The sequence below is a fragment of the Pseudomonas sp. P129 genome, from assembly GCF_020312195.1.
Taxonomy (GTDB): domain Bacteria; phylum Pseudomonadota; class Gammaproteobacteria; order Pseudomonadales; family Pseudomonadaceae; genus Aquipseudomonas; species Aquipseudomonas fragariae.
Genome location: NZ_JAGPYS010000002.1, coordinates 840,482 through 855,053, shown reverse-complemented (window position 1 = coordinate 855,053; position 14,572 = coordinate 840,482). Strand labels below are relative to the sequence as shown.

The following is a 14,572-nucleotide window of genomic DNA, read 5'->3' as shown; positions in this document are numbered from 1 at the left end:
ACCGACATGCGCCGCTTTGGCGCGAACAGGGCTCCTACGCACCAAAAGCGTGATGCAGAAGACCCTTTTTTCTCGCGATATGTACTCATGCATAGACTGAGATATTGTGCTTTTGCAGGAGCGAACCTGTTCGCGAAGGCACTGTTCGAGGCGACCTGGACCTCACGAATGCACGGCCTTCTTCGCCAACGAATTCGCTTCTCCCCGACGCGCCTCGTCACGCATGGCCCGCTCCCTGCATGAGCCTGCCCGACACCCTCGCAGGGTCTCTTGCCACACGCCCATTCTCGGCAGGTGTGGAAGGCCCCTCGCACGACTGGTCCTGACACTGCCGTCACGCCAGCCCCAGGCACAACCGCCTGAGAGCCACCGTTGAATCCACGGTTATTCGCTCAGTCTTCTTTTCAGGCTCCCGGCCACCTGCGGGCGTCTCATCTCACGTGAAAGGTTTATAGGCATGACTGACCCGTCGATCCGTATAGGAGGTCTGTTTTCCAATACCGGCGTCACCGCTGCCGGTGAGTGTTCAACAATGCGCGGCGCACAGTTTGCAATTCATCAGATCAATGCCGCCGGGGGCGTGAATGGCCGTTCTCTGGAACTGATCACCCGCAATCCGGATTCCACGCCTGCGCTGTTTGCCATGCATGTCGAATCGCTGATTCGCGAAGAGAACCTGCGGTTTTTCTTCGGTTGCTACACCTCGGCGGCACGCAAGGCCGTATTGCCTGTCGTCGAACGTTACAACGCTTTGCTGCTTTATCCGGTGTACTACGAGGGCTTCGAGTATTCGCGCAACATCATCTACACCGGCGCCACGCCGAACCACAACGCGGTGCCACTGGGCAGCTACATGTTCGATCACTTCGGCAGTCGCGTGCTGATGATCGGCTCGGAGTACGTCTATCCCTACGAAACCAACCGGTTGATGAGCGACCTGCTTTACGAGCGGGGTGGCAGCAAGCTGGGTGAATACTACTTGCCACTGAAAAACGCCAGGGCAGAGGACTTCGCCAGGCTCATGGTCAAGGCCAGAGAGCTGAAACCCTCGTTCATCTTTTCGACAGTGGTCGGCGACACCATGGCGCACCTGTATCAGGCCTACGCCGATGCCGGTTTCGACCCAGCGGTCATGCCGATCGCCAGTGTTACCACCAGCGAAACCGATATTCAGCAGATGGGCGTCCATCTGGGCACCGGGCACATTTCGGCCGCGACCTATTTCCAGTCGATCGACACGCCGCTCAATCGCCAGTGCATCGCCCGGTACCGGGAAATGTTTGGCCAGCATCAGGTGACCGACCGCTGCTGGGAGGCCGCTTACTTTCAGGTCCATCTGCTGGCCAAGGCGATCGCCCGCGCAGGCAGTACCGACGTGGAGAGTGTTTTGCAGACCATGCGCGGTCTGGAATACGACGCGCCGCAGGGACGGGTGCGTATCGATGAACACAACCACCATACCTACCTGTACTCGCGGATCGGCCGTGCCAATGCCGATGGGCAGTTCGACATCCTTTACGAGAGTCAGAAAGCGCTGAAGCCCGACCCTTATGCGGTGGCGCCTGACTTCAATGGCTGGTCCAGCCTGACCGGGAGGCGTCCATGACCCTGCGTGCCGCCAAGAAACGTTTGCGCAACGACAGCGCAGGCGGCATCAAGGACCTGCGCGATATCAGCGTGCTGGTGATGCATCCCGATGACGAAGACGGTCGCAACCTGATCGCTCAGTTGCAGCGCATCGGGTGTCAGGTGCGGGTGCAGTGGCCGATCCCCGAGCGTCTGCACAGCGAGGCTGATGTGATCGTACTGGCGGTATCGCCGGAGAGCCTGTCGACCAATACGCCCTGGCTGCTGCACCACTCGACGCCACCGATCATTCCGGTGATCGCCTATGAAAACCCGATCATTGTCGAGGCGCTGGTGCAGCTCAACGCCTGCTCGGTGATTCCGTCGCCAGTCCGCTCGTTCGGCCTGCTGACCGCTCTGGCCATCACCCTCAGTCAGGCCCGCAAGACGCGGGAGCGGGAAAAGCACGTCAAGCGCCTGGAAGGGCGCATGGCGGTGATGCGCACCGTGCAGCAGGCCAAGATCATCCTGATGGAAACCAAGGGCCTGTCTGAAACGGATGCCTATAACGCGCTGCGTGATCAGGCCATGGCCAAGCGCGAACCGGTGGAAAAAATCGCCGAGGCGCTGGTCAAGGCCCATGAATTGTTTCAACAAGCCTGTTCCTGACAGGTTGCAGACAAGCTTCGAGTGTCGGGCGCCGCGCCTGATCCTCTTCTGCGCGGACGGTTGCCATACGCCCTGAACCGGCAGGTATGGAACACCGCGTGGCGACCGGCGTGGACAACGACGTCCTCCGGATCGAGCCCAGGCCTGTGCGCGCCCTGCGCAGGCGGCTCCAGTCAATGACTGCCTGAACCCGGGCTGTCCTTACCGTTATCTGGAGAACACCATGTCCGTAAAACGCCCCAGCAAAGCCGACTTTCTGATTGCCGCCCAGGACCATGGCTACGACCTGTCAGACAGTCAGATGGAGTCGTTCCTGAGTCTCGCAGACGAAACTCTGGGTTCCTACGAAGCCATCGATGCCTTATACGCTGCCCATGTCGCCCAGCCGGCGCCGTTGCGCGAACACAGCAAACCGGCTGCGGCCGAGAACCTGTACGGGGCCTGGTACGTCAAGACCCACATTGCCGGTGCTGCCAGTGGCCCGCTGGCAGGCAGAACGGTGGTCATCAAGGACAACGTATCGGTGGCCGGTGTGCCCATGGCCAATGGCTCGCTGAGCCTTGATGGTTACGTGCCGTCCGAAGACGCCACGGTGGTCAAGCGCCTGCTGGCCGCCGGTGCGACGGTGATTGGCAAGTCGGTGTGCGAAGACCTGTGTTTCTCCGGAGCCAGTTTTACCTCGGCCACCGGCGCGGTGAAAAACCCCTGGGACCTGACCCGCAACGCAGGTGGTTCATCCAGCGGCAGCGCCGTGCTGGTCGCCCTGCAGGAAGTGGACATGGCCATCGGTGGCGATCAGGGTGGGTCGATTCGCATGCCGTCGGCCTGGAGCGGCATCGTCGGACACAAACCCACCTACAGCCTGGTGCCTTACACCGGCGCCTTCCCGATTGAACGGACCATCGACCATGTCGGCCCGATGGCCAATAACGTGCGTGACTGCGCGATTATGCTCGATGTGATCGCTGGCGCCGACGGGCTCGATTCAAGACAGAAAAACCCGCCAGCCGTCAGCTGCGTCGCGACCCTCGATCAAGGCGTTGCAGGCCTGAAAATAGGCCTGCTGCGTGAAGGCTTCGCGATTCCCGGCATGTCCGAGCCGCAGGTCGACGCACTGGTTCGTGCTGCCGTGGCGCAACTGGAAAGTCTCGGTGCGACGGTCGGTGACGCCAGTGCGCCGTGGCACCGCGGAGTGGCGCTGGACATGTGGAATGTCATCGCCACCGATGGCGCGGCCTACCAGATGTTGCAAGGCAACGGTTATGGCATGAATGTCGACGGCTATTACGACCCCGAGATCATGAGTTACTTCGGCGCCAAGCGTCGCGAACACGCCGATGCGTTATCCAGCAGCGTGCGTGCCGTGGCGCTGACCGGGCATTACAGCCTGAAAAACCTGCACGGTGCGTACTACGCCAAGGCGCGGATGCTGGTGCCGGAACTCACCCGCCAATACGATGAAGCCTTCAAGCAATTCGACGTGCTGGTAATGCCGACCATGCCGTTCGTGGCCACCACACTGACCGCCGCCGACGCGCCGATTGAAGAGTACGTGCACAGCGCGTTGAACATGCTGGCCAACACCGCACCGTTCGACCTGACCGGCCACCCGGCCACGTCAGTCCCGGCTGGTCTGGCCGAGGGCCTGCCGGTCGCCATGATGATCGTCGCGCCGCGCTTCAAGGATGCCCTGGCGTTGCGTGTCGCGCAGGCTTATGAAACCGCCCGCGGAGCGTTTCCCACGCCACCAGGGGTTTGAGTCCGGAGACTGATCGAGGGGCATGCTCGCTCCATGCGAGCGGGTGTGCCCCTTCATCCCTCAAGGCTTCCAGACCTCCACATCCTGCGCATCCACCGCCTTGGGCAGCAGCCCGGCAGCGAAGAAGGCGTCGGCGATATGCTGTTGTTCGTCCAGTTGATCGTGCGTGACTGGCTGGATCTGATAAGCCCGGTTGCTGTTGGCGATTTCAACCGTTTCGATATCCAGATTGCCCCACAAAGGGCTTAGTACCTGCGCTGCTTCGCGTGGATTGGCCTTGAGCCAGATGCCTGCCTTGTGCAACTGCTCGTAAACCACGCTGAGCACTTGTGGGTGTTCCTTGGCATAGCCGGTGCCGGTCAGGTAATAGCGCTTGTAACTGGCCAGCCCTTTGCCGTCAGCCAGAGTGCGCGTTGGTAATTGCCGTTGGGCGCTGGTCAGGAAGGGTTCCCAGGTGACCCAGGCGTCAACCTTGTTGTTCTCGAAGGCTGCGCGGCCGTCGGCGGGCGACAGATAGGCGGGCTGAATATCGGAAAATGCCAGACCGGCCTTTTTCAATGCCGCGATCAGCAGGTAGTGAGAACCCGCCGCCTTGGTGACCGCGACCTTTTTGCCTTTCAGATCCGATAGCTGCCGCACGGGCGAGTTTTTGTGGACGATGATTGCCTGCGCGGAAGGCGAGGCCGCTTCCTGGGCAAAGTAGGTCAGCCGGGCCTGTGCCGCCTGAGCGAAGATCGGTACGGTGTCCGCCACATCCGCGCTGATGTCCACGTTGCCGACATTCAAGGCCTCCAGCAGTGGCAGGCCACTCGGAAACTCATGCCAGGTCACCGCAACGTGCTGTGCGGCGAGGGCTTTTTCCAGAGTGCCCTGTGTTTTCAGCAGCGTGATCAGCGTCGACGACTTCTGGTAACCGATTCGCAGCGTTTCCTGTGCTTCGGCGGGAAGGGTGATGCACAGGGCCAACCCCGCGAGCAGACCTGCCAGCAGCGCACGGCGATAGCCGGTTTGTGTGTGTTTTATCGGTTTGGGCATGGCACGCTCGGTATTTGAAGGTGGCACTGAGTGTCAGGAGTGGTATCCCCACGCAGCGCAATGGCGATGATTTTCGTCAGTAGCCACGCTGGTGATCAGCCTGATTCTGCAAGGCCTGCCCGCTGAGGAAACGGTCAAGGTTGGCCAGAAAGCTGTCGGCTATTTCGTGGCGGCTGTTGCTGGAGATCGCCGAGGTGTGGGGGGACAGGCGTATTCTGGGGTGTGCATACAGGGGATGACCGTCCGGCAGGGGCTCGGGTTCGGTGACGTCCAGCGACGCGAGGCCAATGTTTCCCCGGTCCAGTGCATTGAGCAGCGCCTCATGATCAAGCAGCCCACCACGGGCGATGTTGATCAGGTGCAGGCCGGGTTTGGCGCTGTCCAGTACGTCAGCGTTGACGATGTGCCGTGTGGCAGGTGTCAACGGTGCGGCCAGCACCAGATGGTCGGCGCGGGAAAAAAGCTCGTGAATGTCGCGTGCACTTTCGACGCCATCAACCTCGAACGGTGTCTGGCTCTGCCGCAATGCCACGACGTTGATGCCCAGTGCCAGCGCTTTACCGGCCAGGCTGCTACCGATGGCGCCGAAGCCGAGAATTCCGAGCGTAGTGCCCTTGAGTGGCGTCAGTGCAGTGAAATTCCATTGCGAGTCATGCACCCAGATGTCCGGCAGGTGTTTGGCAGCAGCGAAAATGGCGGCCAACGAGAACTCGGCAATGTTTTCTGCCGCGCTGCCCCGCGAGGTGCTGACCGGCGGGCCGTCGAACAGCCAGCCAGGATAGAAGTCGATGCCCGAAGACACCACCTGAATCCATTTCAGGCCATAAGGCCAGCCCGGAGGCGGCGAGGCAGGGGCTTCATAACCATGCACATTGATAGGGCGCGCCAGCAGAATGCTGACCTCGGCAGGCAGGTCGCTCGGCACGCCGGCCGGTACGCCGATGACCCTGGCTTCTGGATGGGTCACTGCAAGCCGCTCGCGGATGACCTGATTGAAGTCATTATCCAGTTGGCTGGCTATCACGAGTCGGGTCATGCCACAGCCTCGTCCGATTGATGGGCGACAGCCTTTGCATAACGATTGGCCGGCACTTCAAGACCGAGATTGTCACGCAGCGTATTGCCAGTGTATTCGGTACGGAACAGGCCGCGCTGCTGCAGCACCGGCACCACCTGTTCAGTGAAGTACTGCAAACCATCGGGCAGAACGCTGTTGATGATGAAGCCATCGGCCGCCCCTGCTTCGAACCATGTCTGTATCGCGTCGGCAACCTGTTCCGGCGTGCCGACGAAGTCGCGGCGGGGCAGGGAGAAGCGCAGGGCGACTTGACGCAGGCTCAGGCCTTCATCTCTGGCCAGTTGCTTGATCCGGTCCGAACCGCCTTTCTGGCTGTTGGAGCCCAGATCGCCCAGTTCCGGGAAGGGTTCGTCCAGGGGGTACTGGCTGAAGTCATGATCATTGAACGGTCGGCCAAGGGCGACGATGGCATCTTCGATCGTCACCAGATCCACGGCCTGGCGATAGCGGCTCTCCACTTCGGCCTCATCACGCCCGACAATCGGGCGAATGCCCGGCAGAATCGACAGCGCGTGCGGATCGCGGCCAAAGCCGCCAGCCCGTTGTTTCAGGTCCTGATAATAGGCGCGTGCCTCATCGAAGCTCTCGGCGTGAACAAAGATCGCATCCGAGTTCTGAGCGGCGAAGTTACGCCCGGCCTCGGAAGTGCCTGCCTGAAAAATCACCGGCTGACCCTGCTTCGACCGGGCGATGTTGAGCGGGCCTTTCACCGAGAAAAATTCGCCCTTGTGGTTCAGCGCGTGCAGTTTGCCTGGCGTGAAGAACTCGCCTTTCTGCTTGTCGTAGGCGAAAGCGTCGTCTTCCCAGGAATCCCAAAGGCCCTTGACCACGTCGATATGCTCCTTGGCGATGCGGTAGCGCACCGCATGTGGCGGGTGTTCGCCCTTGCTGAAGTTATCGGCGGTGCCACTGAGCCACGACGTCACCACGTTCCAGCCAGCCCGGCCGCCGCTGATGTGATCCAGCGAGGCAAACTGGCGAGCGACCTGGAACGGCTCGGTGTAACTGACCGTGACCGTTGCTACCAGGCCGATGTGCCGGGTGGTGGCTGCGAGTGCGGACAGAATGGTCAAGGGTTCGAAGCGATTCAGGTAGTGCGGGCTGGATTTCTCGTGAATGTGCAGGCTGTCGGCAATAAACACAAAGTCGAAGCGGGCCGCTTCTGCCAGATGGGTCTGTTGCTGATAAAAACCTAAATCAACACTGGCATTGGCCAGCGCTTGCGGGTGGCGCCATTCGCCCCAGCCATGGCCGACCCCGTGGACCATGGCGCCAAGTTTAAGGTGTTGTCGTCTACTCATGGAGTGTGCCCCGGACGTGATGAAGAAGGTAGATTCACCTCCGCCTGGCGAAAGGGGTCGGTAATGGGGTCACGGTATGCCTATAAAAAACCGCCGTGAAATTCTTTTTTGTTATAGGTTTATTATTAAATTAAATAATTATTTATGTGATGAGTATGCATAAATTGAATTTTATCCGCTGATTCAGGAGTAAGACTCATGGGTTGGCAGCCCGGTCGCCGAGCAGCGGCAGTTTCATCAGCATGTTCTTCAACGCCAGAGCATCCCATGGCAGGTGTTCGGCAATGCCAAGTCCGACCACGTCCACGACGCTGGCGACGTCTGTCAGCAAGCGGACGACCTGCTCGATAGTCATCTTGCCCTGAGCAACGCCTTCAAAGTCACTGGCCGGGACACCGGGTTGGGCAAACAGCAGAGAACGAAACAGTGCCGGGTCCAGCACGTCCAGGTCTAGATGGATCGCCAGGTGCCTTGCCCCGATGTCCTCAAGCCACTGCAGCACCGGCTCGCTGGAGTGGGCCAGCGCCTGGGCACCGGCACTGCGCAGCCGGAGACGTTTGATGAACGCGGTTTCTACCTCGAGGGTCTCCTGCAGGCCTGCATACATCACATTGGCCGGCTTGACAGGGCGTTTCACCGCGTCGACGAAATCCTTGTCACCTTCGCCCAGCAGATTGCCCATGACCATCGCATGCGCATGCTGGAAGTCTCTGGGTGTCATGACGTCCGGATGAGCGTCGACCCACAGCACCGCAAGGTCACCGTCGTAACGTTCATTCAGGTAGGCGAATGGCGCGAGGTCGACCAGACAGTCGCCACCCAGAACCACCAGCCGATCCGGCTGATGCCGGTCGATCAGTTGCCGTGCAAGGTCAAGCTGCGCGAGCAACGCATGGCGGGCGATAATGCCGTTTTCCAGTTCAAGTGGTTGATCATCGGGTTCGGTTACGGCCACGTGCTCGACAGGCCCTGACGTGTCCGGTGCCAGCCACGCCAGCAGTTGTGCGCCAAAATGATAAGGTGCGTTGTTGCCGCCCTGCCACTGGGGAAAGATCAGGCGCAGGGTCTTATCGGGGTGGGTCGTCATCGAGGTTTTCCTTCATCACCGTTCATTGGCACGGCGCGCAGAAAGCGCCGTCAGTAGGGCGGTGATACTGATCGACCCGGATGCGGCGTGCTTTGCCTGAACGGTCAATCGCTGTGCCGAAGACGCCAGTCGTCTTATCGTGGCTCCAGCAACTGCTGGGGAGGAATGCCATAAGCGTTTTTGAAGGCTCGACTGAAATGCGAGAGGTTGGTGAAGCCGAAATTCAGCGCAGCGTCGCTGACCCGGCGAACGTGGCGTTTGAGCAGTGCGTCATGGCACGCCGAAAGCCTTTGCTGCCAGAGCCAGCGAATGGCCGTAGTGCCTTCCTGTGCGAACAGTCGATTGAGTGTGCGTGGGGAGACATGAGTCGCCAAGGCAATGTTTTCGGCCGTCAGCCCTGTGTCGGGCAGATTATTCAGCAGGAACTGCTTGATGCGCTGCAGTTGCTGCATTTGATGAGACTGACGTCGGATATCGGTGTCGCCAAACACCGAGTCGAAGGCGGTAGACAGTACGTCCAGCAGTGATGCATTGAGTCGTTCGCTCAGCGGGTCCGATAAACCCTCTGCGTTCCAGGCTTCGGTCAACACGACGGCGGCAACACGACCCAATGCCGAATGGCCATCCAGCGTCCGGCACACCAGTCGTTCGGCACTGGGGATGTGTTGCAGCAACAGCTTGCGGGGCACCGTCAGGACAATCTGATCGTCCCCTTCGGGGTAACGGCATGCGTAAGGCTGTGCGCTATCGTAAAGGACGATATCGCCAGCGCCTTGCCGGGACTCCCTGTCGTTCTGCACGACAAGCGCGTCGGGACACAAAGAGAGCGTGAGGAGGAAGTGATCGCTTTCCCTGTCTTGCTGCAAGCGCCGGTAATGCAGGGGGGATGACTGGATCCGGGTGAAAGTAACGCTACCCTGACCCCTGACGTTCAGTCTGCCGTCAAACGGCGCTTCGTTCAGGGGCTGGCTGGCGACCAGGCCATACGTCGAACTCACAACCTCCTGCCAGGCGTCGAAACGATCCTCGGGTCGTAGTGGTTCGACTGGGAAAATCATGGCCATGTCTGCCTCTGCGAAGAGCGTCTTTCACGAAGTGATAGGCTTCAAGGTTATCAGACGTTGATCCAGAGCAAGACCCCTGCGTCTACAGTGCTCCAGTGTGACGAAAATAATTGATATGTCGGTGATCCGGCCGATATAGGCCTACGTATGCTGCGCTCTGCTTATCCAAGCCTTCCAGAACAGGAGTTCCATGGATCCGCGTCTTGCTGGACTTTCCTTCTTGCTGACCCTGGGCTGGACTGGCGCAGTCATTCTTGTCATCTGGTTCTATTACTGATGACGGCGAGTTGTTCAAAGCAGGTAAAGGAATGGTGTACCAGGCGCGCTTAGCCGACTACCGGCCAGGCCAAGGGGTGTCTGTGTGTGTGGTGGCGAACCAGTTGCCCTAAAGCTGTTCCGTTTGATGCCGATGTTAATGCTACAGCTACCTGCCAAGTGGAGTCGGTCATTCCATCCGACGCTGATGAACTGCAGTTTGCGCTATGGACGGCATTGAGAAAGACGATTAACCGGCTTGATCGGCAGCCTCCATAGTCCACACATCGGTGTGTCTGACAGGGCTCGCGGAAACCGGCGCTTTATAACAATACTTCCATAGATGCTTACTCGCAGAGTATTTCCACATGTCGACCACAATTGAAACCACCCACAGGGACAAGGCCGGGCTGGAACTTGATCTTCACTCGCTGATGACGGCCATTGACCGCTCCCAGGCGATGATCGAGTTCGATCTTGATGGCAATATCCTGCGGGCCAATACCAATTTTCTGGATTGCGTCGGTTATCGGCTGGATGAGGTCCAAGGTCGGCATCACCGCATGTTCTGCACGCCGGAACATGCATCCAGCGTCGAATATGTGACGTTTTGGGAAAAACTCGGCAAGGGCGCTTTCGACGAAGGGCAGTACAAGCGCCTGGGCAAGAACGGGCGCGAGATCTGGTTGCAGGCGACTTATAACCCGGTGTTCGACGAGCAGGGCAACCCGTTCAAGGTGGTGAAGTTCGCCACAGACGTCACTGCGCAACGCAAGTCCAATGCCGAGTACGAAGGCAAGGTTGCGGCCATCGATCGCTCGCAGGGCATCATCGAGTTCGACCTGAACGGTCGCGTGCTCAACGCCAACGAAAACTTTCTCAAGGTCCTGGGCTATCGTCTGGACGAGATTCAGGGTCAGCACCATCGCATGTTCTGCGAAGACGACTACCTGAACAGCCCTGCATATCGTGCCTTCTGGGCCAAGCTGGAACGTGGCGAGTATGACTCAGGCGAATACAAGCGCATCGGCAAGAACGGTCGCGAGCTGTGGATCAGCGCGACGTACAACCCGATCTTCGACCCGGATGGTCGTCCTTACAAGGTCGTGAAGTTCGCCAACGATGTGACCGAGAGCCGCATTCGTCAGGCTGAGTCCGCAGGCAAGGTAACGGCCATCGAACGTTCTCAGGCGGTGATCGAATTCGATCTGACGGGCAAGGTGCTGCACGCCAATCGCAATTTTCTGGCGGTATTCGGCTACGAACTCGATGAAATCGTCGGTGAACACCACCGTATGTTCTGCTCCGAGGAATTCGTCAGCAGCCTGCAGTATCGTGAGCTCTGGGAGAAGCTGGGGCGCGGCGAGTACGACGCCAACGAATACAAGCGCAAGCGCAAGGACGGTAAGGAGATCTGGATTCAGGCCACCTACAACCCGATTTTCGATGCACAGGGCAAACCCTACAAGATCGTCAAGTTCGCGCTCGACGTGACTGTGGCCAAGGAAACCAGCGTCGAGGACCAGGGCAAGGTGAATGCCATCGACCGCGCCCAGGCCGTCATCGAATTCGACATGGCCGGCAACATCATCACCGCCAATGCCAACTTCCTCAAAGCGCTGGGTTATGGCCTGCTGGAAATCAAAGGCAAGCATCACCGTATCTTCTGTGAGGAAGAGTATGTGCGCGGCACCGAGTACCGTGAGTTCTGGCACGGGCTGGGGCAGGGCGAGTTCTACTCCGGGCGCTTCATGCGTGTCAGCAAATACGGGCAGAAAATCTGGATTCAGGCGACGTACAGCCCGATTTTCGACCACGACGGCTTGCCGTTCAAAGTGGTGAAATTCGCCACTGATATTACCCGTCAAGTCGAGATGGAACAGGCGATAGAGGCCAAGACCCGCGCCATGGGCGAGTCGGTGAAAGCACTGATGAACGCCATTTCCTACGTCGCACAAAGCACCGAGACAGCCACCGATCTGGCCAGAATGACGCGTGAGCAGGCCAGTTCCGGTTCGCAGACGCTGGTCAAGGCGTCCGACGCGATGGGCATGATTGCCAAGTCCGCCGAGGGCATTCAGGACATCATTCAGGTGATCAGCGAGATCGCCAGTCAGACCAACATGCTGGCCTTCAACGCGGCCATCGAAGCGGCCAGGGCCGGTGAGCATGGCCTGGGCTTTTCGGTAGTCGCCGACGAGGTGCGTAAGCTGGCCGAGAAGTCCTCGCGTGCGACCAAGGAAATCAACAAGCTGATTCTGGAAACGGTCAGCCGGATCGAGTCGGGCAACGAGATTTCGCGCAGTGCCGGCGAAGCCTTCGAACACATCGTGGAAGGCGTGATGCAGACCACTCAGGCGATCGACGGGATCAACACGGCGACCGAGAAGCAACGCCTGTCGGCGCAGGAAGTCGAGACCCTGATTGTCGAGCTGCATAAAGCCAACCTGACTGGCTATACCGAAACGCTGAACAAGGTATCCATCGGACAACCTGCATGAGCAGCCTGAATGCCTATGGCGTCGTGCAGGTCAATGGCGTGTATCTGGCGGTGGTTGCCGATGCGTTGATGGAGGCCGTGCACTGGCCCGCTGATCTGAATCCCCATCCGTTGACCCGGGGAGCGCTGCGCGGGGTGTTTACCTTGCGTGGCAAACCGGTGCCATTGGTCGACCTGCGGGCTCAACTGGCGGAGGGCGGCGATATGTCTTCGCCGACGCCACTGGTCGCGATTCTCAAGTATGGCGGCGGTTACCTCGGGCTGGCGATCGATGCGGTGTGCGACATTCTCAAGGCCCGTGATTCTCAGTTCAGCCCACTGGGGCCCGAGGGCAGCGCTGTCGGGCTGCTGCCCTCTCTGCTGCTCGGCTCTGAAGAGTCGCGGATGATCTACAAGCTTGATCTTGCCTTCATGAGTGGTTTGCCAGGCGTACTGTTCGCTGCCGATCCCAACGCGCAAGTGCTCAAGGACGAGGCGCTGGCCGCCAAGAACCGTTTGCTGCATTACCTGGTGTTCGAGTGCGACGGCCGTAACTTCTGTATCGATGCCAGCGTTGTGACCGAGTTGGTGGACGAACCCGAGATCACGGCGTCGGATTTTGCCAGTGACTGCTGCTTTGGCGTCACCTCGGTGCGTGGCACCAAGGTCCCGGCGCTCAACCTGTCCGAAGTGCTTGGCCTGGACCACCAGCGTCAGACGTCCAAGCCGCAGTTGCTGCTGTTGACTGCGCCGGACGGGCGGGTCTGCGGGTTCGGCTACGACCGCATGGTCGCCATTCAGCGTCAGGATCCGGACAGTCTGTTGGCGGCGCCGGGCTATGGCCTGCCGCATCCAGAGCTGCTCGCCGGGGTAATGAACCTGGAGGAGGGGCAGCAAGCCTTGTTGCTTGATCATCCGATGCTGTTGCAGCGTCCGGAAGTCAAAAGCTACACCCAGGTTTACCAACACGACGTCAAACCTGCCCAGGCCTCGCACGATGTGACCAAGGCCATGCTGCGCCACGCCTGCCTGCTGTTCGATGCGCCGACCCGCTTCGTCGCACCGTTGAGCCAGATCGTGGAAATCATGAGCATGCCGCAGCAACTGATCGGCCTGTCGCAGCCGGAAACGCATTTGCTGGGACAGTTCAATCTGCGCGGCGAACAGGTGCCGCTGATCTGCCTGAGCAGCCTGTTGGGCGAAGGGGCACAGGTCCAGGGCGAAGCGTCGCGTGTATTGATCGTGCGTGGCGAGCGGCTGTGCTTCGGTTTTGCCGTGAACCGCGTCGATGCGATCGACGCCTTCAATCAGTTCGATCCGGCCATGCTGGAACAAGGCTGGCAAGCCAGTACCGGCAAGGGCATTTCGGTCAATGACCGGGTCCGTTCGCTGGTCAGCGTCGGCAGTCAGGAGCGCAGCTGGCGCGCGACCCTGCTCGATCTGCAGGGCCTGGCCCGACAGTTGGAATGCAACGTTGATCAGCGCCGCACTGTGCAATCAGTCTGAACCGAATGCTCCGCGCGTGGCCTTATTTGAGTGTTCACCAGCGGAGTCAACGACCATGACTGACAAGAAAGACGAGAAAAAACCGGAACCGCAAAGCGACGTGCCCGCGCACTCGACGCCCGAAGAAAAGGAACGCCTGAAAGACTTCAACAAGGACGGCATCCCGCCTGGGGTTTGCTGATCAGCCTGCGGTAGTGTTCACGTGACGCCCGGTCTGTTCAGGCCGGGCGTTTTCGTTTCTGAAAGCCTGACTGGGCTTTGTCTAGACTCACGCGTCGCGCAGCAGGTCGTTGGCGTTGAGCAACTGATAGGCGATCTGTGGACGTGCTTCCAGGGCGCGGCGGATGGCGGCGGGTATCGATTGGCGCGTCTTGCGGCACAGCCCGACCTTTTCCTCGACGACAATGCTGATGCCGCGCATGGTGCGCACTTCATTGAAGCCCGGCGCGACGTCGACACGCACGCCCAGTTGCTGGAAAATCTTGCGCTGCATGTGCTCCAGGTCTTCCAGACTGTCGATACGCTCCAGGCGATCCAGCAGGCTTTTCTCTGCGTCGCGGGACAGCAGCAGAATCCGCAGGTCTGCATCTTCCGCGTCCAGCAGCTCGCGCTTGCAGTCGCAAGCGCCGGGCGGGCAAGGGTTACGGATTTTCAAAGGCGCGTTCATGGGCGCAGCATAGCGACTGATATGGGCGTCTGACCATAGCTGAGTGCATGTGCGCCGCGCAGTTAAAAAGCCTGGCCCCTGCCGATATTCGCAGCGCTCCGCCGGG

The 14,572-nt window shown here is 59.8% G+C and carries 12 protein-coding genes and 1 pseudogene; 7 read left to right on the top strand and 6 right to left on the bottom strand.

Annotated elements, in window-relative coordinates; translation table 11 throughout:
* The first annotated feature begins 457 nt into the window (after positions 1 to 457).
* From KBY02_RS08930 to KBY02_RS08920, 3 genes are all read left to right on the top strand, one after another.
* A complete protein-coding gene (locus KBY02_RS08930) occupies positions 458 to 1,606 on the top strand; it encodes a transporter substrate-binding domain-containing protein (protein WP_011267506.1) in 1,149 nt (382 codons plus the stop codon).
* Complete coding sequence (locus KBY02_RS08925; RefSeq protein WP_003407311.1) at positions 1,603 to 2,235, top strand: ANTAR domain-containing response regulator; 633 nt, start codon at positions 1,603 to 1,605, stop codon at positions 2,233 to 2,235. Before KBY02_RS08930 ends, KBY02_RS08925 begins: the two co-directional genes overlap by 4 nt.
* 223 nt (positions 2,236 to 2,458) lie before the next feature.
* Positions 2,459 to 3,994 (top strand): amidase, encoded by a 1,536-nt coding sequence (locus KBY02_RS08920; RefSeq protein WP_032607967.1) that lies wholly within the window; start codon positions 2,459 to 2,461, stop codon positions 3,992 to 3,994.
* Between the two features lie 60 nt (positions 3,995 to 4,054).
* On the opposite strand, the gene KBY02_RS08915 is transcribed toward KBY02_RS08920, so the two are convergent.
* The 5 genes from KBY02_RS08915 to KBY02_RS08895 form a co-directional block, all read right to left on the bottom strand.
* Complete coding sequence (locus KBY02_RS08915) at positions 4,055 to 5,029, bottom strand: aliphatic sulfonate ABC transporter substrate-binding protein (protein ID WP_225650196.1); 975 nt, start codon at positions 5,027 to 5,029, stop codon at positions 4,055 to 4,057.
* Between the two features lie 76 nt (positions 5,030 to 5,105).
* The gene (locus KBY02_RS08910) at positions 5,106 to 6,065 is read right to left on the bottom strand and encodes a D-isomer specific 2-hydroxyacid dehydrogenase family protein (protein ID WP_060405983.1); all 960 of its coding nucleotides are present in this window, start codon (positions 6,063 to 6,065) and stop codon (positions 5,106 to 5,108) included.
* Positions 6,062 to 7,408 (bottom strand): LLM class flavin-dependent oxidoreductase, encoded by a 1,347-nt coding sequence (locus KBY02_RS08905; RefSeq protein ID WP_024642892.1) that lies wholly within the window; start codon positions 7,406 to 7,408, stop codon positions 6,062 to 6,064. Before KBY02_RS08905 ends, KBY02_RS08910 begins: the two co-directional genes overlap by 4 nt.
* 196 nt (positions 7,409 to 7,604) lie before the next feature.
* The gene (locus KBY02_RS08900; RefSeq protein WP_011267511.1) at positions 7,605 to 8,495 is read right to left on the bottom strand and encodes an arginase family protein; all 891 of its coding nucleotides are present in this window, start codon (positions 8,493 to 8,495) and stop codon (positions 7,605 to 7,607) included.
* Positions 8,496 to 8,629: 134 nt separating this feature from the next.
* Entirely contained in the window at positions 8,630 to 9,559 is a 930-nt protein-coding gene (locus KBY02_RS08895; protein ID WP_058399470.1) for a helix-turn-helix domain-containing protein, read from the bottom strand.
* Positions 9,560 to 10,182: 623 nt separating this feature from the next.
* On the opposite strand from KBY02_RS08895, the pseudogene KBY02_RS08890 reads away from it, so the two are divergent.
* The 4 genes and pseudogenes from KBY02_RS08890 to KBY02_RS26175 form a co-directional block, all read left to right on the top strand.
* Positions 10,183 to 11,640: pseudogene (locus KBY02_RS08890) on the top strand (PAS domain S-box protein); the annotation flags it as partial.
* Between the two features lie 48 nt (positions 11,641 to 11,688).
* Positions 11,689 to 12,315, top strand: coding sequence for a methyl-accepting chemotaxis protein (locus tag KBY02_RS26490; protein ID WP_371134797.1), 627 nt, complete (start codon positions 11,689 to 11,691; stop codon positions 12,313 to 12,315).
* A complete protein-coding gene (locus tag KBY02_RS08885; RefSeq protein ID WP_024642888.1) occupies positions 12,312 to 13,799 on the top strand; it encodes a chemotaxis protein CheW in 1,488 nt (495 codons plus the stop codon). The genes KBY02_RS26490 and KBY02_RS08885 overlap by 4 nt, the downstream gene beginning before the upstream one ends.
* Before the next feature lie 55 nt (positions 13,800 to 13,854).
* Positions 13,855 to 13,980: a hypothetical protein gene (locus KBY02_RS26175; protein ID WP_003315538.1), complete on the top strand. Its 126-nt coding sequence runs from the start codon at positions 13,855 to 13,857 to the stop codon at positions 13,978 to 13,980.
* Between the two features lie 87 nt (positions 13,981 to 14,067).
* Here the strand turns inward: KBY02_RS26175 and KBY02_RS08880 are convergent, their stop codons facing one another.
* Positions 14,068 to 14,466, bottom strand: coding sequence for a hypothetical protein (locus tag KBY02_RS08880; protein WP_024642887.1), 399 nt, complete (start codon positions 14,464 to 14,466; stop codon positions 14,068 to 14,070).
* Between the last annotated feature and the right edge of the window lie 106 nt (positions 14,467 to 14,572).